The organism is Streptomyces sp. ATexAB-D23 (assembly GCF_000373645.1).
Taxonomy (GTDB): Bacteria; Actinomycetota; Actinomycetes; order Streptomycetales; family Streptomycetaceae; genus Streptomyces; species Streptomyces castrisilvae.
This window is the reverse complement of the sequence record NZ_KB892079.1, coordinates 1-19,627: the sequence shown is the minus strand read 5'-3', so window position 1 is coordinate 19,627 and position 19,627 is coordinate 1. Positions and strand designations below refer to the sequence as shown.

The 19,627-nt window shown below is 73.1% G+C and carries 17 protein-coding genes and 1 rRNA gene; 3 read left to right on the top strand and 15 right to left on the bottom strand.

The window, feature by feature from the left end; all coding sequences use genetic code 11:
* Window positions 1-45: 45 nt before the first annotated feature.
* Both B082_RS0132830 and B082_RS0132825 read right to left on the bottom strand, forming a co-directional pair.
* On the bottom strand, window positions 46-672 hold the full coding sequence (locus tag B082_RS0132830; protein WP_018556015.1) for an NUDIX domain-containing protein: 627 nt from the start codon (window positions 670-672) through the stop codon (window positions 46-48).
* 88 nt (window positions 673-760) lie between these two features.
* Entirely contained in the window at window positions 761-2,434 is a 1,674-nt protein-coding gene (locus B082_RS0132825; RefSeq protein WP_018556014.1) for a CTP synthase, read from the bottom strand.
* A 406-nt stretch (window positions 2,435-2,840) separates the two neighbouring features.
* Here B082_RS0132825 and B082_RS0132820 point away from each other — a divergent pair, with 406 nt between their 5' ends.
* Complete coding sequence (locus B082_RS0132820) at window positions 2,841-4,643, top strand: glycoside hydrolase family 15 protein (protein ID WP_018556013.1); 1,803 nt, start codon at window positions 2,841-2,843, stop codon at window positions 4,641-4,643.
* Between the two features lie 138 nt (window positions 4,644-4,781).
* Here B082_RS0132820 and B082_RS0132815 read toward each other — a convergent pair whose 3' ends face one another.
* The 6 genes from B082_RS0132815 to B082_RS0132790 form a co-directional block, all read right to left on the bottom strand.
* Window positions 4,782-5,666: a sulfurtransferase gene (locus B082_RS0132815; RefSeq protein WP_026250429.1), complete on the bottom strand. Its 885-nt coding sequence runs from the start codon at window positions 5,664-5,666 to the stop codon at window positions 4,782-4,784.
* 91 nt (window positions 5,667-5,757) lie between these two features.
* Window positions 5,758-6,843 carry a glycosyltransferase family 4 protein gene (locus B082_RS0132810; protein ID WP_018556011.1) on the bottom strand — a complete coding sequence of 362 codons (1,086 nt, stop codon included), beginning with the start codon at window positions 6,841-6,843 and terminating at the stop codon, window positions 5,758-5,760.
* Between the two features lie 218 nt (window positions 6,844-7,061).
* Window positions 7,062-8,807: a DNA repair protein RecN gene (gene recN, locus B082_RS0132805; protein WP_199783884.1), complete on the bottom strand. Its 1,746-nt coding sequence runs from the start codon at window positions 8,805-8,807 to the stop codon at window positions 7,062-7,064.
* Window positions 8,808-8,881: 74 nt separating this feature from the next.
* Window positions 8,882-9,787, bottom strand: coding sequence for an NAD kinase (locus B082_RS0132800; RefSeq protein ID WP_026250428.1), 906 nt, complete (start codon window positions 9,785-9,787; stop codon window positions 8,882-8,884).
* Window positions 9,784-10,599: a TlyA family RNA methyltransferase gene (locus B082_RS0132795; RefSeq protein ID WP_018556008.1), complete on the bottom strand. Its 816-nt coding sequence runs from the start codon at window positions 10,597-10,599 to the stop codon at window positions 9,784-9,786. Before B082_RS0132795 ends, B082_RS0132800 begins: the two co-directional genes overlap by 4 nt.
* A gap of 7 nt (window positions 10,600-10,606) precedes the next feature.
* Window positions 10,607-10,876, bottom strand: a complete 270-nt coding sequence (locus B082_RS0132790; RefSeq protein WP_018556007.1) for a hypothetical protein — start codon at window positions 10,874-10,876, stop codon at window positions 10,607-10,609.
* 55 nt (window positions 10,877-10,931) lie between these two features.
* On the opposite strand from B082_RS0132790, the gene B082_RS0132785 reads away from it, so the two are divergent.
* On the top strand, window positions 10,932-11,279 hold the full coding sequence (locus B082_RS0132785) for an SCP2 sterol-binding domain-containing protein (RefSeq protein WP_018556006.1): 348 nt from the start codon (window positions 10,932-10,934) through the stop codon (window positions 11,277-11,279).
* A gap of 85 nt (window positions 11,280-11,364) precedes the next feature.
* On the opposite strand, the gene B082_RS0132780 is transcribed toward B082_RS0132785, so the two are convergent.
* The 4 genes from B082_RS0132780 to B082_RS0132765 all read right to left on the bottom strand — a co-directional run bounded on the left by B082_RS0132780 (window position 11,365) and on the right by B082_RS0132765 (window position 15,491).
* A complete protein-coding gene (locus tag B082_RS0132780) occupies window positions 11,365-12,174 on the bottom strand; it encodes an ABC transporter ATP-binding protein (protein ID WP_018556005.1) in 810 nt (269 codons plus the stop codon).
* Window positions 12,175-12,230: 56 nt separating this feature from the next.
* Window positions 12,231-13,304, bottom strand: coding sequence for a FecCD family ABC transporter permease (locus tag B082_RS0132775; RefSeq protein ID WP_018556004.1), 1,074 nt, complete (start codon window positions 13,302-13,304; stop codon window positions 12,231-12,233).
* Window positions 13,301-14,260: a FecCD family ABC transporter permease gene (locus tag B082_RS0132770; RefSeq protein WP_018556003.1), complete on the bottom strand. Its 960-nt coding sequence runs from the start codon at window positions 14,258-14,260 to the stop codon at window positions 13,301-13,303. The genes B082_RS0132775 and B082_RS0132770 overlap by 4 nt, the downstream gene beginning before the upstream one ends.
* Window positions 14,261-14,462: 202 nt before the next feature.
* On the bottom strand, window positions 14,463-15,491 hold the full coding sequence (locus tag B082_RS0132765) for an HAD-IIA family hydrolase (protein WP_018556002.1): 1,029 nt from the start codon (window positions 15,489-15,491) through the stop codon (window positions 14,463-14,465).
* 71 nt (window positions 15,492-15,562) lie between these two features.
* On the opposite strand from B082_RS0132765, the gene B082_RS0132760 reads away from it, so the two are divergent.
* Window positions 15,563-16,843, top strand: a complete 1,281-nt coding sequence (locus B082_RS0132760) for a DUF1015 domain-containing protein (protein WP_018556001.1) — start codon at window positions 15,563-15,565, stop codon at window positions 16,841-16,843.
* Between the two features lie 70 nt (window positions 16,844-16,913).
* Here the strand turns inward: B082_RS0132760 and B082_RS39670 are convergent, their stop codons facing one another.
* The 3 genes from B082_RS39670 to rrf form a co-directional block, all read right to left on the bottom strand.
* Window positions 16,914-17,717 (bottom strand): tetratricopeptide repeat protein, encoded by an 804-nt coding sequence (locus B082_RS39670; protein WP_234018314.1) that lies wholly within the window; start codon window positions 17,715-17,717, stop codon window positions 16,914-16,916.
* Entirely contained in the window at window positions 17,654-19,099 is a 1,446-nt protein-coding gene (locus tag B082_RS40340; protein ID WP_199783891.1) for a hypothetical protein, read from the bottom strand. Before B082_RS40340 ends, B082_RS39670 begins: the two co-directional genes overlap by 64 nt.
* A 259-nt stretch (window positions 19,100-19,358) precedes the next feature.
* Window positions 19,359-19,475 (bottom strand): 5S ribosomal RNA (gene rrf, locus B082_RS0132745).
* Between the last annotated feature and the right edge of the window lie 152 nt (window positions 19,476-19,627).

Here is a 19,627-nt window from a genome sequence, read left to right as displayed (position 1 = left end):
GCATTTTTTACGATCGGGGGATGCGTCCGGGTGACCGATGGGCCGTCAGGCCTCGAAGGGGCGGGCCGGCCAGGGGGCGTCGGCGGGGCGCAGCGAGCCGACGCCGTCGCCGGCCAGGACCGCGGCGAGCGCCAGCACGCCCACGACCAGGCAGCTGTTGTGCAGGTCCCCGGCGAGCGCGCCGCGCACCAGGTCCTGGAGCGGCACCCGGGCCAGCTCCATGTCGGCCTCCTCGTCGGCGACCTCGAAACGGTCGCCGACGGCCTCGGAGACGTTCTGCGCGAGGAAGATCCGTACGGCTTCGTCGGAGCCGCCGGGCGAGGTGTAGATGTCGGTCAGCACCCGCCAGTCGGCGGCCTTGACGTACGCCTCCTCGAACAGCTCGCGCTGCGCGGCGTGCAGCGGGTTCTCGCCGGGCACGTCGAGCAGCCCGGCCGGAATCTCCCACAGCTTGTGGCGCACCGGGTGGCGGTACTGGCGCAGGACCAGGACCCGGCCCTCGTCGTCCAGCGCGAGCACGGCGACCGAGCCGGGGTGGACCTGGTAGTCGCGGTGCGCCACCGAGCCGTCGGGCATCTCGACCTCATCGGTGCGGACGCTGGTCTTCTTGCCCCGGAACGGCGTCACGGTCGCGGTGACCCGCCATTCCTCGGCCGTGTCCTGGAAACCCATCTGCGTCCTCCCACGAAAACGTTGACCGGGACCCGCGTCCTGCTCCGGACGCGCGCCCCGGTCAACCGTAACGCCTGCGGGCGTGCCGCTACTTGCCCGGCGCGGCCTCGGCCGCCGCGCCCGTCTTGCGGGCGACGGCCGCCTTCACCAGGCCGGCGAAGAGCGGGTGCGGGCGGGTCGGGCGGGAGCGCAGCTCCGGGTGCGCCTGGGTGGCGACCAGGTAGGGGTGGACCTCGCGCGGGTACTCGACGTACTCGACGAGCTTGTTGTCCGGGGAGGTGCCGGAGAAGACCAGTCCGGCCTTCTTCTCCAGCTCGGCGCGGTAGGCGTTGTTGACCTCGTAGCGGTGGCGGTGGCGCTCCTCCACGTACGGCTGGTCGTCGTAGGCCTCGCGGACCAGCGAGCCCTCGGCGAGCTTCGCCGGGTACAGGCCGAGCCGCATGGTGCCGCCCAGGTCGCCGGCGCCCTCGACGTAGGCGAGCTGCTCCTCCATGGTCGAGATGACCGGGTGGGAGGTGGCCGCGTCGAACTCGGTGGAGTTGGCGTCGGGGATCTCGGCGAGGTTGCGCGCCGCCTCGATCACGATGCACTGGAGGCCCAGGCAGAGGCCGAGCAGCGGGAGCTTGTTCTCGCGGGCGTACTGGATGGCGCCGACCTTGCCGATCACGCCGCGCTCGCCGAAGCCGCCGGGGATGCAGATCGCGTCGACACCGGCGAGGGCCTTCTGCGCGCCCGCCGGGGTCTTGCAGTCGTCGGACGCGACCCACTCGACCTTGACCCGCGCCTTGTTGGCGAAGCCGCCGGCCCGGATGGCCTCGGTGACCGAGAGGTAGGCGTCGGGCAGGTCGATGTACTTGCCGACCAGGGCGACGGTGACCTCGTGGTCGGGGTTGTGGACGCGGTCCAGCAGGTCGTCCCAGGTGGTCCAGTCGACGTCGCGGAACGGCAGGTCGAGCTTGCGCACGACATAGGCGTCCAGGCCCTCGGTGTGCAGCACCTTGGGGATGTCGTAGATCGACTTGGCGTCCACGCAGGCCACCACGGCGGCCTCGTCCACGTCGCACATCAGCGAGATCTTGCGCTTGATGGCGGTCGGCACGTCGCGGTCGGCGCGCAGCACGATGGCATCCGGCTGGATTCCGATGTTGCGCAGGGCGGCCACGGAGTGCTGGGTGGGCTTCGTCTTCAGCTCACCGGAGGGGCCGATGTAGGGCAGCAGCGAGATGTGCACGACGAAGACGTTGTCCCGCCCGACCTCGTGGCGGACCTGGCGGACGGTCTCCAGGAACGGCAGCGACTCGATGTCGCCGACGGTGCCGCCGACCTCGGTGATGACCACGTCGACGTCGTCGGTGGCCATCCGGCGGATGCGGTGCTTGATCTCGTTGGTGATGTGCGGGATGACCTGCACGGTGTCGCCGAGGTACTCGCCGCGCCGCTCCTTGGCGATGACCTGCGAGTACACCTGCCCGGTGGTGACGTTGGCCGAACCGTCGAGGTCCACGTCGAGGAAGCGCTCGTAGTGGCCGATGTCGAGGTCCGTCTCCGCGCCGTCGTTGGTCACGAAGACCTCGCCGTGCTGGAACGGGTTCATCGTGCCGGGGTCGACGTTCAGGTACGGGTCCAGCTTCTGCATGGTGACCCGGAGGCCGCGCGCCTTGAGCAGGGCACCGAGGCTGGAGGCAGTCAGACCCTTGCCGAGGGAAGAGGCGACACCCCCGGTGACGAAGATGTGCTTGGTCGTCGTGGATGTGGGCTGCATAGCCAAAGGGGGCTCCCGTGGTCGCGATCGTGAGGTGCGTGCCGGCGTTGCCGTCCGGAGATTCCGGAGATGCCGTCGCTGCGGTTCGGGGGCCTCGTCTGCTCTCGCCGACGACCACCGGTCCACGGGCTACCAGGGTAACAGCGACAGGGGGAGACCGCTTCCGGCCACCGGCACGCGCGCACATCCCCGATCCCTCGCGTCACTCGCCCCTCACACAATCGGCTCAGATCAGTTGGTGAGAAGGGGCGCGCGGACCCCCCAGGCGCGTCGTATCCTGCTCGGACACTCGCTCGGGCGAGGTTCGAGCTCGCAGTTTTTTCCCCCACATCAACCCCTTGCAACGACCTCTTGACCTGCAGTAAGCGCCCCACGGGGCGACATGGCCGTTCGACTGGAGACGCACGTGGCCGGGCGCATCGAGGATTACGCACTCATCGGAGACATGCAGACCGCTGCCCTGGTCTGCCGGGACGGCACAGCCGACTGGTTGTGCCTGCCCCGCTTCGATTCACACGCCATTTTCGCGGGGCTTCTGGGCACCGAGGAACACGGCTTCTGGCGCCTGGGGCCGGCCCGCCCCGAGGGCTCGGAGCCGCCCCCGGCCGACCGGCGCCGCTACCTCGGGGACTCACTGATCCTCGAATCGGAATGGGATACGCCGCGCGGCACGGTCAGAGTGACCGACTTCATGCCGCCGCGCGACGGCGCACCCCAGCTGATCCGGATCGTGGAGGGCGTCAGCGGCCGGGTGCCGATGCGCTCGGAGCTGCGCATGCGGTTCAGCTACGGGCGCGTCACCCCCTGGGTGCACAAGGTGGACACCCGTACGGTCGCCGTCGCCGGGCCGGACTCGGTGTGGCTGGACACCTCGGCCGACACCTACGGCGAGAACCTGACCACGTACTCCGACTTCACCGTCGCCCCCGGTGACCGGATCGCGTTCACCATCAGCTGGCAGCCCTCGCACCACGAGCCGCCCGCCCTCGCGGACCCGGAGGGCTCGCTGGAGGCGACCGCGGACTTCTGGCGCGAGTGGGTCGAGCAGTGTACGTACCACGGGCCCTACCGCGAGGCCGTGGTCCGCTCACTGATCACGCTGAAGGCCCTGACGTACGCGCCGACCGGCGGCATCGTCGCCGCGCCGACCACCTCGCTCCCCGAGGACATCGGCGGCTCGCGCAACTGGGACTACCGCTACACCTGGCTGCGCGACGCCGCGATCACCCTGTCCTCGCTGCTGCGCACCGGCTATCGCGAGGAGGCCCGCGCCTGGCGCGAGTGGCTGCTGCGCGCGGTCGCCGGCGACCCGGAGAACCTGCAGATCATGTACGGGATCGCGGGCGAACGCGAGCTGGGCGAGGCGGAGCTGGAGTGGCTGCCGGGCTACGAGGGCTCCGCGCCGGTCCGGGTCGGCAACGGGGCCGCGGGCCAGCTCCAGCTGGACGTGTACGGCGAGGTCACCGAGGCGCTGCACCTCGCGCACATGACGGGTCTGGCCCGCAACGACTACGCCACCGGGCTCCAGCTCAAGCTGATCGAGTACCTGGAGAAGCACTGGAGCGAGCCGGACGAGGGCATCTGGGAGGTGCGCGGGCCGCGCCGGCACTTCGTGCACTCCAAGGTGATGGCCTGGGTCGCCGTCGACCGGACCATCAAACTCATCGAGTCCGGTGACTCGGAGGGCCCGCTGGAGCGGTGGCGCGAGCTGCGCGACGACATCCACCGCGACGTCTGCGAGCGGGGCTACGACAAGGAGCGCAACACCTTCACCCAGTCCTACGGGTCGAAGGAGCTGGACGCCTCCCTGCTGCTGATCCCGCAGATGGGCTTCCTGCCGCCCGACGACAAGCGGGTCATCGGCACGATCGAGGCGATCCAGCGGGAGCTGTCCACGGAGGACGGCTTCGTGCTCCGCTACCCGACCGCCGGCGACGACGCGGGCGTGGACGGCCTGGAGGGCGACGAGGGCGCGTTCCTGGCCTGCTCGTTCTGGCTGGCGGACGACCTGGCGATGATCGGCCGGGTCGACGAGGCCCGCCGGCTCTTCGAGAAGCTGCTGTCCCTGCGCAACGACCTGGGCCTGCTGGCCGAGGAGTGGGACGCGGGCCAGCAGCGCCAGGTGGGCAACTTCCCGCAGGCGTTCAGCCACGTGCCGCTGATCGACACGGCCCTGCGGCTGACGGCGAGCGGGGCGTACGTGGGCTGACGGCGGGGCCCGGGTCGGGTCGGGGGTTGCCGGAGCTCCGGTGAGCCCCGGCCCGGCCCGGCCCAGTCCTGCCCGGATCGGGCCTGCCCGCCCGGTCCGCCCCGCTCAGTCCCGCCGGTCCGCCCCGCTCGGTCCCGCTCAGTCCCGCCCGGGGCCCGGCCCGACCGGGCGGCCACTCGCCGGCAGTCCCCACTCGCTCCAGGACCCGTCGTACACGGCCGTCCCGCGGTAGCCGGCCAGCTCGGCGCCCAGCGCCAGCACGCAGGCGGTCACGCCCGACCCGCAGCTGAAGTACAGCCGCTCCCGGTCACCGGCCAGGGCGGCGAACGCGGCCCGCAGCTCGGCCGGCCCCCGCATCCGGCCCCCGTCCTGGATCTCGCCGAAGGGCAGATTCACGGCCCCCGGCATATGGCCCCCGCGCAGCCCGGGACGCGGCTCGGGCTCCGTACCCGCGAACCGGCCCCGGGTCCTGGCGTCGAACACCACGGCCCCCGGGTCACCCAGCGCGTCCGCCACCGCATCGGCGCCGACGACGAGTCCGGGGCGGGGCCTCGCCGTGAAGTCGCCGGGCTCGGGGGCGGCCCCCGGCGCGCCCTCCTCCACGGGCAGTCCGGCGGCGGTCCAGGCGGGCAGCCCGCCGTCGAGGACGGCGGCCCGGTCGAAGCCCATCGCCCGGAGCATCCACCAGGCCCGCGCACTGGAGTAGATGCCGACGGCGTCGTGGACGACGACCGTGTCCCCGTCGTTCAGCCCCTGCGCGCGCAGCTCTTCGGTGAAATGGCCGGCGTCCGGCATGGTGTGCGGCAGCGGGCCGGCGGGGTCGGACAGCGCGCCGTCGACGTCGAAGGGCCGGGCGCCCGCGATCCGCCGGGCGGCGCCCCGGTGCGCGCCGACCGAGGCGTCGAACACCAGCAGTCCGGGGGCACCGAGACGCGCGGCGAGCCAGTCGGTGCCGACCAGCGGTCCCGGCAGCGCGCCCACGGGAGCACCCCGGTCCCCGTACGGCTGAACTTCCTCGCTCACATGCCCTCCCCGCTGCCCCGACCGGTGCGTCCGGCACGGATTTTCAAGATCGCAGCCGGTATCGGCACTGTCAACGGCCCCCGGCCGCCGCTCAGTGGCCGAGCGGCTGGACCAATTCGTCGTACAGGGAGAGCACCTGGGCGATCGTGTCGTCCTCGCTCGGCCAACGCGCAGCCTGCCGGGGGCCGTCGGCGGCCAGCCGGGCCCGCTCGGCCGGGTCGCCGAGCAGCCGGGTCACCGCACCGGACAGCGCCTCGGCGTCCGCGTAGGGCACGAGAACCGCCGCGTCGCCCACGAGTTCGGGCGTGCCGCCGACCGCGGTGGCGACCAGCGGCACCCCGGCCCGCAGCGCCTCCTGGGCCACCGTCGAGCGGGACTCCCAGCGGCTGGGCAGGACGGCCACATCGGCGGCGGCCAGGACCGCGGTGGCGTCGGACCGGCTGCCGAGCAGCTCGACGGGCAGGTCATCGGCGGTGATCCGCCGCCGCAGGGCCGCCCGCTCCCGCCCCTCACCGACGACGACCAGCAGCGGTACGGGGTCGAGCCCGCGCCAGGCGGCCGCCGCTTCGAGCAGGGTGCCGTAGCCGTGGTGCGGGACGAGGCTGCCCACCGCAACGATCAACGGCCGCCCCACCGCGCCCAGTTCGGCCCGCAGCTTGTCGGCGGGCGGCGGCTCGGGGAGAGGCGGCAGCGGTGCGGACACGGGCGCGAGCCGGGCATCGCGGGCGCCCCTGCCGCGTGCCCGGTCGACCAGGTCGGAGGAGGTGGCGAGCACAACGGCCGCCGCGCGCACCGCCTTTCGCTCCAGCAGGTGCAGCAGCCGGCGGCGGGCGCCTTCGGCGTGGGCGCGGGTGTGCCAGGTGACGACCAGCGGGACGCGCCGCCCGCCGAGCGCCAGGGCGGCCCGGACGGCGGCGTGCAGTCCGTGCGCGTGGACGACGTCCGCACCGGCACAGGCGGCGCGCAGCGCGGCGACGGCGGCGGGGTCGCTGCGCCGGGGCACGGGCGCGAAGTGGGCTCCCGCGGCGGAGAAGTCGTAGGCGCGGTCCAGTGCGGCCGGCGCGCAGACCGTGACCCGCACGCCCCGGGCGACCAGCCCCGCGGCCAGCGAGCCGACATGGGCGCTGCTGCCGGCACTGCCGCCGCCGAGGACTTGGACCGCACGCAGCTGTGACACCTGATTGGCTCCCGGGGCTCCCGATTCGGGGGTACGAACACGGCCCAAGGATGCCAGTCCGCACGCACGTTCCGGCACGACGGAACCGCTACTCCGGTGCTCATCGCGACAAACCGGGCGAGGCACACCACTCGCACGGGTGAAAGTGTGTGCGGCGGCGCGACATCCGTACGCCGCGTGCCGGCCGGGGTCGCGGCGCGACCCCGGCCGGGCGGCCCTCAGCCGTCGGCGCGGGCCGTCGCGAGGAGTTCCTCGGCGTGGGCGCGGGCCGTCTCGGAGTCCTCCTGGCCCGCGAGCATCCGGGACAGTTCGCGTACCCGGTCCTCGCCCTCCAGGACGGTGACCCCGCTGCTGGTCACCGAGCCGTCCACGGTCTTCTCGACCAGCAGCTGCCGGTCGGCGAACGCGGCGACCTGGGGCAGGTGGGTGACGACCACGACCTGGGCCGACCTGGCGAGCTTCGCGAGGCGCCGCCCGACCTCGACGGCCGCCTTGCCGCCGACGCCCGCGTCGACCTCGTCGAAGAGGTAGGTGGGTACGGGGTCGGAGCCCGCGAAGACCACCTCGACGGCGAGCATCACCCGGGACAGCTCACCGCCCGACGCGCCCTTGGCGATCGGCCGGGGCTGGGCGCCGGGGTGCGGGGCCAGCAGCAGTTCGACCTCGTCGGCGCCGGACGGGCCGAAGGCCACGTTGCGGCCGCCGATCTCGATGCCGGACGCCTCGTCCGCCGCTTCGGTCTGCCGGATGTCGAAGGACACCCGGGCGTGCGGCATCGCGAGGGACGCCAGCTCCTCGGTCACCGCTTCGGCGAAGGACGCGGCGGCCGCCGTCCGGGCGTCGGTCAACGCCTGCCCGAGGCCGGAGAGTTCGGCGCGCAGCGCGTCCCGCTCCGCGGTGAGTTCACCGATCCGGTCGTCGTCGCCCTCCAGCTCGGTCAGCCGCTCGGCGCCCTCCTGCGACCAGGCCAGCACGGCGGCGATGTCCGCGCCGTACTTGCGGGTGAGGCCGGTGAGCGCGGCGCGCCGCTCCTCGACCGCGGCGAGCCGCAGCGGGTCGGCGTCCAGCTGGTCCGCGTACCCGGACAGTTCGCCCGAGACATCGGCGAGCAGGATGGAGATCTCCCCGACCCGGTCGGCGAGCGCGGCGAGCGCCGGATCGTGCGAACGCACCCCGTCCAGTGCCTGCCGGGCGGCGGCCACCACGGTCGTGGCGTCCAGGGCCTCCGGGTCCTCCGGGTTGCCGGCCAGCGCGGTGTGCGCGAGGGCGGCGGCGGAGGCCAGGGCGTCGGCGTGGCCGAGGCGCTGGGCTTCGGCGGCCAGCTCCGTGTCCTCGTCGGGCAGCGGTTCGACGGCGGCGATCTCGTTCAGCCCGAAGCGCAGCAGGTCGGCTTCCTGGGCGCGTTCGCGGGCGCGCGTGGTCAGCTCGTCCAGCTCCGTCGCGACGTCCCGCAGCCGCCGGTGGGCCGCCGCGTACTTCGCCAGGGGCACGGCGACGCCGTCGCCCGCGTACCGGTCGAGGGCCTGCCGCTGCCTGGCCGGCTTGAGGAGGCCCTGCTGGTCGGTCTGGCCGTGCACGGCGACGAGTTCGTCGGCCAGCTCGGACAGCACGCCCACCGGCACGGATCTGCCGCCGAGATGCGCCCGGGAGCGCCCTTCGGCGGAGACGGTACGGCTGATGAGCAGCGCACCGTCCTCGACCTCGGCCCCGGCCTCCTCGGCCCGGACCGCCACCGCGTCGCCCTCGTCCACCGTGATCCGGCCCTCGACCACCGCGGCCTTGGCGCCGATCCGCACCAGGGCGGGGTCGGCGCGCCCGCCGAGCAGCAGCCCCAGGCTGGTGACGACCATGGTCTTGCCGGCGCCGGTCTCGCCCGTCACCGCGGTGAAACCGGGTGACAGCTCCACCACCGCGTCGTCGATGACCCCGAGCGACCGTATCCGCATCTCCTCCAACACGGACATGACCATACGAGGTTTCCCCGCCCGCGCGCACACGGGCCACGGCCGGGGCACCGGATCGTCCGGCCCGCCAGGGGTCAGTGGGGCGCGCCCCGCCACCCCGAGACCGGCAGCGCGAACTTGGCGACCAGCCGGTCCGTGAACGACGCCTGGTGCAGCCGCGCCAGCCGTACGGGCACGGCACCGCGCCGCACCTCGACGCGCGCCCCGGAGGGCAGCTCGACGGTCCTGCGCCCGTCGCACCACAGCACCCCGTGCGGGGTGTGCGGCTGGACCTCGACGGCGAGCACCGAGGTCGGCGAGGTCACCAGCGGCTTGGCGAACAGCGCGTGGGCGCTGATCGGGACCATGAGCAGCGCCTCGACCTCGGGCCAGACGACCGGGCCGCCGGCCGAGAAGGCGTACGCGGTCGAGCCGGTCGGCGTCGCGCACACGATGCCGTCGCAGCCGAAGCCGGTGACCGGGCGGCCGTCGATCTCCAGGACGACTTCGAGCATCCGCTCGGGCGACACCTTCTGCACGGCCGCCTCGTTGAGCGCCCAGTCGGTGTGGACGACGTCGCCGTTGCTGTGCACCAGGACGTCGATCGTCATGCGCTCCTCGACCGTGTAGGCCCGGGTGACGACCCGGTCGACGACCTTGTCGAGGTCGTCGCGCTCGGCCTCGGCGAGGAAGCCGACCCGGCCGAGGTTGACGCCGAGCATGGGCACCCCGGAGGCGCGCGAGAGTTCGGCGCCGCGCAGCAGGGTCCCGTCGCCGCCGAGCACGATCAGGAGCTCACAGCCGTTCAGTACCTCGGGCGTGGCATCGGTGACGGTCTCGACGGACGCGGGCAGCGGCAGGTCGGCCGCTTCCGTCGCCAGGACCCGTACGCCCAGGCCGTTGCGGAGCAGCCCCTGGACGACGAGTTCGGCGCTGCGGATCGCGGCCGGGCGGCCGGTGTGCGCCAAAAGGAAGACTGTACGTGCCGCATTCGTCGTCAACGAGGCCCCTCCGCCACTGCACGGTCGACATCCGCGGGATCCGGTTCAGGTGCTCCGGCCCGCAGCCACAGAAAGTACTCGACGTTCCCGGACGGCCCCGGCAGCGGGCTCGCCGTCACTCCCCGGACCCCCAGGCCCAGCGCCCACGCCCGGCGGGCCACCTCCCGTACCGCCTCGGCCCGCAGTTCGGGGCTGCGGACCACGCCGCCGCTGCCGAGCCGCTCCTTGCCGACCTCGAACTGCGGCTTGACCATGAGGACCAGGTCGGCGTCGGGGGCGGCGCAGCGGACCAGGGCCGGCAGGACGAGCCCGAGCGGGATGAACGACAGGTCGCCCACCACCAGGTCCACCGGCTCGCCGTCGATCGCCTCCAGGGTCAGTTCCCGCACATTGGTGCGGTCCTTGACCGTGACGCGTGCGTCGGACTGGAGCGACCAGGCGAGCTGCCCGTAGCCGACGTCCACGGCGACGACCCGGGCGACCCCGGCGCGCAGCAGCACATCCGTGAACCCGCCGGTCGACGCTCCGGCGTCCAGCGCCCGCCGCCCCTCGACCTCCAGCCCGAGCGGGACGAAGGCGGCGAGGGCGCCCGCCAGCTTGTGGCCGCCGCGCGAGACGTACTCGGGGTCGCTGTCGTCCTTGGTGACGACGACGGCGGCGCTGGTCTCGACCTGGGTGGCCGCTTTGGTCGCGGTGTTGCCGCCGACGGTCACCCGGCCCGCCGCGATCAGCTGGCTCGCGTGCTCGCGCGAGCGGGCCAGCTTTCGGCGCACCAGCTCGGCGTCCAGACGGCGACGGGCGACTCCTGCCACGTTCGGTTCAGCTCCTGTGGTTGTACGAGGGCATCGGTGCGGGTACCGGTGCGGGTGCGGGCCCGGCGTCCAGCGCGCTCAGCGTCTCGCGCAGGCCACGGTGTACATCCTCGTACACCTCGCTGTGTCCGTCCGCCGACAGATGGTCGGCATCGGCCAGGCGCTCCAGCAGGGCGTCCACCCCCGCGTCGCCCGTCGGGGCCCGTACGACGCCGAGGGGCGCGGGCCCCGCGGGCTCGGCCGGCTCCGGCGGGGCGTCCGTCTCGGGCTCGGGCATCGGGTCGCTCATGCGGGAAACGCTACCGCGTGGGGCTGGGGTACCGTCGATCACGATGGCGACCATGGCGGAGTGCCGCAGCGCACTCGACAGACTTTCCGACAACCTCGCGGGGGCGGACGGCGACGTGCGCCGCGCGGCCGACCTGGACCGCTCGCTCAGCTGCCACATCAAGGACCTGGACATCACGTTCACCGGCCGCCTGTCCGGCGGCCGCATCCAGGTCCTGGACACGCTGGAGGGCCCGCCCCGCGACAAGGCGGAGATCCGCCTCGCGATGACCGGCGACGATCTGGTCGCCATGGTCAACGGCGACCTGAACTTCGCCAAGGCCTGGGCCGCGGGCCGAGTCCGCCTGGAGGCGGGCTTCAGGGACCTGCTGAAACTGAAGTCGCTGCTGTAGCCACACCGGTCCGGGCCCGGCCGGCAGGACCGAGCCCGTCCGGCCATCGAGGACGGAACCGGGGCCCGGGGCCCGGGGCCCGGGGTCACACCGCCACGGACCCGCGCGCCCCGCGCCCCCGCGCGGCCGGCACCACCAACGGCGTCCCCGTCTCCGGATCGGAGATCACCTGGCACCGCAGCCCGAACACCCGCTCCACCAGCTCCGCGGTGACGATCTCCCCCGGTGCCCCTTCCGCGACGACCTCCCCGCCCCGCATCGCGATGAGGTGCGTGGCGTAGCGCGCCGCGTGGTTCAGGTCGTGCAGCACGGCCACCAGCGTGCGCCCCCGCGTCTCGTGCAGTTCGGCGCACAGGTCGAGGACGTCGATCTGGTGCTGGATGTCGAGGTACGTCGTCGGCTCGTCCAGGAGCAGCAGCGGCGTCTGCTGGGCGAGGGCCATCGCGATCCAGACCCGCTGGCGCTGGCCGCCGGACAATTCGTCGACATAGCGATCGGCGAGTTCACCGACCCCGGTCGACGCCATCGAATCCTCGACCACGCGTTCGTCCTCGGGCGACCACTGCCGCAGCAGCCCCTGGTGCGGGTAGCGCCCCCGTGCCACGAGGTCCGCGACGGTGATGCCGTCCGGCGCGATCGAGGACTGGGGCAGCAGGCCCAGGGTCTTCGCGACCTTCTTCGCGGGCAGGCCGTGGATCGACTGCCCGTCCAGCAGCACCTGGCCCCGGCTCGGCTTCAGCATCCGCGAAAGCGCCCGCAGCAGGGTCGACTTGCCGCAGGCGTTGGGGCCGACGATCACGGTGAACGAGTGGTCGGGTATCTCGACCGAGAGGTTCTCCGCGATGACCCGCTGGTCGTATCCGAGGGTCACCTGGTCCGCGGTGAGGCGCTGCATGGTCGTACTCCGGGGGTCGGACGGTTCGGTGGGGGCGGCGGTGCCGGCACGGGGTCTCATATGCGGCCCGCCTTGCGCTCGGTCACCAGGAGCCACACCAGGTAGCAGCCGCCCAGCACCCCGGTGACGACGCCGACGGGCAGCTGCCGGTCCCCGAACGCGTCGAGCGCGATCCAGTCGGCGACGAGCAGGAGCGCCGCGCCCATGACGGTCGCGGCCATCAGGTTGGGGCCCGTGGACCGGGTGAGCCGGCGCGCCAGCTGCGGGGCGCTCAGCGAGACGAACGCGATGGGTCCGGCGGCGGCCGTGGCGACGGCGACGAGCAGGACGGCGGAGCCCATGAGGAGGAGGCGGGTGCGTTCGACCCGCACGCCGAGCGCGTACGCGGCGTCGTCGCCCATCTCCATGACCCGCAGGGCGGGACCGTGCCCGTACACCAGCGGGAGCAGCACGGCGCAGACGGCGAGCAGGGGCCAGACCTGGGCCCAGTCCCGGCCGTCGAGGGAGCCGGTCATCCAGACGACGGCACGCGTCGCGTCGACCAGATCGGCCTTGGTGATGAGGTACTGGGTCACGGCGGTCAGCATGGCGGCGGCGCCGATCCCGACCAGGACGAGCCGGAAGCCGTGCACGCCGCGTTTCCAGGCGAGCAGGTAGACGGCGACGCCGGTCAGCAGGCCGCCGGTGACGGCACCGGCCGATACCGCCGCCGCGCTGCCCTGGAACAGGACGATGACGGTGAGCGCGCCGACCGCGGCGCCCTGCCCGAAGCCGAGGACGTCGGGGCTGCCGAGCGGGTTGCGGGAGATGGTCTGGAAGACGGCTCCGCCGGCCCCGAGCGCAGCGCCGACGAGGAGCCCGACGAGCACCCGCGGCAGCCGCAGGTCCGTGACGATGAACTCCTGCTGGAAGGTGCCGTGGCCGAAGAGCGTGGTGAGGACCTCGCCGGGCGTCATCGGGAAGTCGCCGCTGCCGATGAGGACGACCGCCGCCCCGGCCGCCACGACGGCCAGGAACAGGACGACCAGGGCGGCCCGGACGTTCATCCGGAACGAGTACCCGCCGGGTGTGCGCACCGCCCGCACCGGCCGGCCGCCGTGGGCCGGCCCCTTCGTGGTCGTGGCGTTCACAGCTGGGACATCCTCTTGCGTCGTACGAGGTGGATGAAGACGGGCCCGCCGATGAGTGCCGTGACGATGCCGACCTGGAGTTCGGACGGGCGGGCGATGACCCGGCCCACCACGTCCGCGCCGAGCAGGAGCACCGGGGAGAGCACCGCCGCGTACGGCAGGATCCACCGCAGGTCGGGCCCGGTGAGGGTGCGTACCAGGTGCGGGATCATCAGCCCGATGAAGACGATCGGCCCGCACGCCGCGGTGGCCGCCCCGCACAGCAGGGTGACGGCGAGCATCGCGAGGACACGGGTCCGGGTCAGATGGGCGCCGAGGGCCCGCGCCGTGTCGTCGCCCATCTCCAGGGCGTTGAGCGGGCGCGCGATGAAGACGGTCAGCAGCACGCCCAGCGCGATGAACGGCCACACCTTGCCGACCGTCTCGGTGTTCGCGGAGGCCAGCGAGCCGACCGTCCAGAACCGCAGCCGGTCCAGCGCCGCCGAGTCCAGCAGCTGTACGGCGTTGACGTACCCGTACAGCGCGGCGGTGACGGCCGTCCCGGCGAGCGCGAGGCGCACCGGGGTGGCGGAGCGGCTGCCGCCGAGGAAGTACACGGCCACCGACACGATCGCGGCGCCCGCGAAGGCGAACCAGACGTAGCCGGTCAGCGAGGTCACACCGAAGAAGCTGATGGCCGAGACGACGGCCGCCGACGCACCCGCGTTGACGCCGAGGATGCCGGGCTCCGCGAGGGGGTTGCGGGTCAGCGCCTGCATCACCGCCCCGGCGAGCCCGAGCGCGGCGCCGACGAGCAGCCCGAGCAGGGTGCGCGGAATCCGCACCTGGCGTACGAGGACGTCGTCGTTGCCGCCCGCGTAGTGGAACAGGCCGTGCCACACGTCGGAGAGGGGCAGCGCCTTGGCGCCGATCGCGATGCTCGCGAAGCACACCAGCACGAGGACGGCCACGGCCACCAGGAGCCCCGCCGCTCGCGCCGCGTGACGTCTGCGGGGGGCGGCAGGCTTGTCCGGCGCGGCTATCGGGCCGGAACTGGAATCCGGGGGGCTCTCAACCAACACCCGGTTAGGTTAGCCTATCCAGCCTTCCGCGCCCCTGGCCCGGTTTCCCCCCTCCACCTGCGCTTTCACCCTGCCCACCGCCTGTCCGTCCCGGCTCCTACAGTCCGAGCCGGGCCACGGCCCTTCCCGCGTCCAGCGCGCACGCCCCGTCACCGGCGTGCGACCAGGCGGCCGCACACAGCGCCCGCAGTCCGTCGAGCGGGCCGCCGTCGCCGTCCAGCACGAGCCGGCCGTCCCGCGCGGTCGCCGTCCAGCCGCCGCAGCCGAAGCCCTCGCCGGCCGGCGTCACCTCGGGCTGACCGGTGAGCAGGCCGCGCAGGTCCGCGTCGACGTAAGTCGGCCGGTGCTCGGGCGCCGCTGCCACCAGCCGCGCCGCGTCCGTGACTCCGGTGAGTACGAGCAGCGAGTCGACGCCCCCGTTGAACGCGCCCTCGATGTCGGTGTCGAGCCGGTCGCCCACGACGAGCGGCCGTTCGGCCCCGGTGCGCAGCACGGTCTCGCGGTGCATCGGGGGGAGCGGCTTCCCGGCCACCTGCGGCTCGGCACCGGTCGCGATCCGGACGACCTCGACGGCCGCCCCGTTGCCCGGCGCGATCCCCCGGGCGCCCGGAATCGTCAGGTCGGTGTTGGAGGCGAACCACGGCAGCCCCCGGTTGATCGCGTACGAGGCCTCGGCGAACCGGCCCCACGCGAGGTCCGGGCCGCCGTACCCCTGCACCACCGCGGCCGGGTCGTCGTCCGCCGACTCCACCGGCTGAAGGCCCCGCTCGCGCAGGGCGACCCGCAGCCCCTCGCCACCGATGACCAGCACCCGCGCCCCGGCGGGCAACTGGTCGGCGACGAGCCGGGCCACCGCCTGCGCCGAGGTGATCACGTCGGTGGGGTCGGCCGGGACGCCCAGTTCGGTCAGGTGCCGCGCGACGGCGGCCGGGGTGCGCAGCGCGTTGTTGGTGACGTACGCCAGGTGCATCCCGCCGTCCCGGGCCGTGCCGAGCGCCTCGACCGCGTGGTCGATGGCCAGCCCGCCCGCGTACACCACCCCGTCGAGGTCGAGCAGCGCCGTGTCGTACGCTGCGCTCAGCGCGGTGCCGCTGCCGCTCGGGGTGGTCCTGCTCGCCTGACTCATATCGCGCGCTCCTCATAGCCTGCTTCTCCCCCGATCATCGCGCATCGCCGTGCCGCACATACGATGCAGAAATGAACACACGAGGCACGGCGGAGCAGGGACTGCGTCTGATCCCCTTCCGTGGACTGCGTTACGTCCCCGAGCGGGTCGGCAGTCTCTCCGCGGTGACCTCGCCCCCGTACGACGTCGTCGTACGGCCCGACGGGCTGCTCCACCTGGAATCGGCCGACCCGCACAACATCGTGCGGCTGATCCTGCCGCAGGCCGAAACGGTCACCGCCCGCAACGAACAGGCCGCCGCCACCCTGGACAGCTGGCTCGCCGAGGGCATACTCGCCCCCGACGCGGAGCCCACCCTGTACGTGTACGAGCAGCGCGGCGACGGGATCCTGCAACGAGGCATCGTCGGCGCGCTCGCGCTCTCCGGCCCTGCCGACGGCGTGGTGCTCCCGCACGAGGACGTGATGGCGCATGTCGTCGAGGACCGGGCCGATCTGATGCGCACCACCGCGGCCCATCTGGAGCCGCTGCTGCTGACGTACCGCAGCGACGGGGACGCGGCCACGGGGGCGACCGCCGTCATCGAGCGGACCGTCGAGGGTCCGCCGCTGCTCGCCACGACCACGGAGGACGGCTTCCGCCACCGGCTGTGGGCGGTCACCGATCCCGCCGACCGCGCGGAGACGACGGCGGACCTGAGCCGGCGCCAGGCGCTGATCGCGGACGGCCACCACCGCTGGGCCACCTACCTCAGGCTCCAGCAGGAGCACGCCGAACCGGGCCCCTGGGACTTCGGCCTGGTCCTCCTGGTCGACACGGCCCGCTACCCGCTCCGGGTCCGCTCCATCCACCGGCTGCTGCACGGCCTGCCCGTCTCGGACGCGCTGGCCGCACTGGCCGGCCTGTTCCGCGTACGCGAGGTCGAGGGGCCGCTCCCCCGTGCCCTGGACGCCCTGGCCGCCGCGGCCACCGAGGGGAACGCGTTCCTGCTGGCGGGCGACGGCGGCTTCCATCTGGTCGACCGGCCCGACGAGGCGCTGCTCGCCCGTACGGTTCCGGCGCACCGGCCGGACGCCTGGCGCACCCTGGACGCGACGGTCCTGCACTCGGCGCTGCTCGACCATGTCTGGCGGATCCCGGACGACCCGGCGCACATCGCGTACATCCACGACACCTCGGCCGCCGTCGAACAGGCCGAGCGGAACGGTTCGACGGCGGTGCTGATGCATCCGGTGCGCGAGGAACTCGTCCGGGACCTGGCCCGGCAGGGCGTCACCATGCCCCGCAAGTCGACTTCCTTCGGCCCGAAACCGGCCACCGGCCTGGTCCTGCGGAGCCTCGCTCTCGGCTGAGCCCACACATGCCCACACATGAGGAGGAGGGCGGCACCCGGGGGTGCCGCCCTCCTCCTCATGTCATGCGTTACGCCTTGGCCGGGCCGTCCTCGTCGGCGTCGGCGATCTCGCTTGCATCGCTGTCATCGGTGCCGTCGGCGTCGTCGCTGTCCGGCACGGCCACCACGGGCGTCCCGGTGACGTCCTCGTCCTCGTCGAGGGCGTCGACGAACTCGACGCCGTCGAGCTCGGCGAGGCGGTCCGACGCGTCCGTCGCGCCTTCCTTGTCCGCCTCCAGCGCCTTGCCGAACCACTCGCGCGCCTCGTCCTCGCGACCCGCGGCGAGCAGGGCGTCGGCGTAGGCGTAGCGCAGGCGCGGGGTCCAGGGGTGCACGGCGCTCGACGCCAGCTCGGGGCTCTGCAACGTCACGATGGCGGCGTCGATCTGCCCCATGTCCCGGCGGGCTCCGGCGGCGACGAGACGCATCTCGACCTGACCGGCCTTGTCCAGCTTCTGCACCTCGGGCTCGCCGGCCATCGCCATGGCCTTCTCGGGCCGGCCGAGACCGCGCTCGCAGTCGGCCATGACGGGCCACAGCTCGACGGACCCGGTCATGCGACGGGACGCCCGGAACTCCGCCAGCGCCTCCGCGTACTTCTGGGTCGCGTAGGCGGCGAAGCCCGCGGCCTCACGGACAGCGGCGACACGTGAGGCCAGCCGCAGGGCGATGCGCGAGTACGCGTACGCCTGCTCGGGGTCCTCGTCGATGAGCCGGGCGACCATGACCAGGTTCCTGGCCACGTCCTCGGCCAGGGTCTTCGGCAGGCTCAGCAGCTCCTGCCGGACATCCGGGTCGATCTCGTGGCCGGTGACCTCGTCGGGGATGGGCAGCCGCTTGATGGGCTCGCGGTCCCGGTCGTCCCGGCGCTCGTACCCGCCGCCCGGACGGCCACCACGGTCGTCCCGGCCCCGGTAGCCGCCCCGGTCCCGGTCGTCGCGGCCGCGGTAGCCGCCGCCACGGTTGTCGTCACGGCGGTTGTCGTCGCGGCGGGGACCACGGTCGCGGTCGTCGCGCCGGAAACCACCGCCGGAGGAGCCACCGCCCGGCCGGCTGTCGTCGCGGCGGGGACCACGGGGGCGGTCGTCGCGCCGGTCGTCCCTGCGGTCGTCGCGCCGCTCGTAGCCGCCGGGGCGGCCGCCCCGGTCGTCCTCACGACGCGGGGCTCGGTCACGGTCACGGTCGTCACGCCGGAAACCACCGCCGCCGCCTCCGGTGGGCCGGCTGTCGTCACGGCGGAAGCCGCCACCACCGGAGCCGCCTCCACGGTCGTCACGCCGGAACCCACCACCGGACGAACCACCACGGCTGTCGTCACGCCGGAACCCACCACCGGACGAACCACCACGGCTGTCATCGCGCCGGAAGCCGCCGCCGGAGGTGCCGCCCCGACTGTCGTCACGGCGGAAACCACCGCCACGATTGTCATCGTCCCGGCGCGGACCACGCGGACGGTCGTCACGCCGGTCATCACGCCGGTCGTCCCTGCGCTCGAAACCGCCCGGCCGGCCGCCCCGGTCGTCCTCACGACGCGGCGCACGGTCATCACGCCGGAAACCGCCACCACGATTATCGAAGCCCCCACCCCGGTCATCGCGACGGAACCCACCACCCGAGGAACCACCCCGACTGTCGTCACGCCGGAACCCACCGCCCGACGAACCACCCCGACTGTCATCACGCCGGAAACCACCGCCCGACGAACCACCACGACTGTCATCACGCCGGAACCCACCGCCCGACGAACCACCACGGCTGTCATCACGCCGGAAACCACCGCCCGACGAACCACCACGGCTGTCATCACGCCGGAAACCACCGCCCGACGAACCACCACGGCTGTCGTCACGGCGGAAACCACCGCCACGATTGTCATCGTCCCGGCGCGGACCACGCGGACGGTCGTCACGCCGGTCATCACGCCGGTCGTCCCTGCGCTCGAAACCGCCCGGCCGGCCGCCCCGGTCGTCCTCACGACGCGGCGCACGGTCATCACGCCGGAAACCGCCACCACGATTATCGAAGCCCCCACCCCGGTCATCACGGCGGAAACCACCACCCGAGGAACCACCCCGACTGTCGTCACGGCGGAACCCACCACCCGACGAACCACCACGGCTGTCATCACGCCGCGGGGCACGGTCACGGTCGCGGTCGTCGCGGCGGAACCCGCCACCACCCCCGGTGGGCCGGCTGTCGTCACGGCGGAATCCACCGCGGTCATTGTCCCGGCGCGGACCGCGCGAACGGTCGTCACGGCCGCCGCCGCCGAAGCCGCCCCGGTCGCCGCCTTCCCGGCGACGCGGCTCGCGCTCCGAACGATCGTCGGGAGAGTTGGTGGACATCGGTGGGGCTCCTGTCATCGGGGTACTACAGACATTCTTGCGCAGCCGGTCATCCGACGCGCTTCGGCAAAACAAAAAGGACCCTTGGTCCCAGCGTTGAACGCTGGGACCAAGGGTCCTTCAAAGATTGTTCGGCGGCGTCCTACTCTCCCACAGGGTCCCCCCTGCAGTACCATCGGCGCTGAAAGGCTTAGCTTCCGGGTTCGGAATGTAACCGGGCGTTTCCCTAACGCAATGACCACCGAAACCCTATCGGGTTCTAGCGAACAAGCACACTTTTCAATTAAGTAGTGAAGCTGTTCAACCGGTGCGATAACTGTTCGCAACCCGGGAACAACACAGTGGACGCGAGCAACTGAGGACAAGCCCTCGGCCTATTAGTACCAGTCAGCTCCACC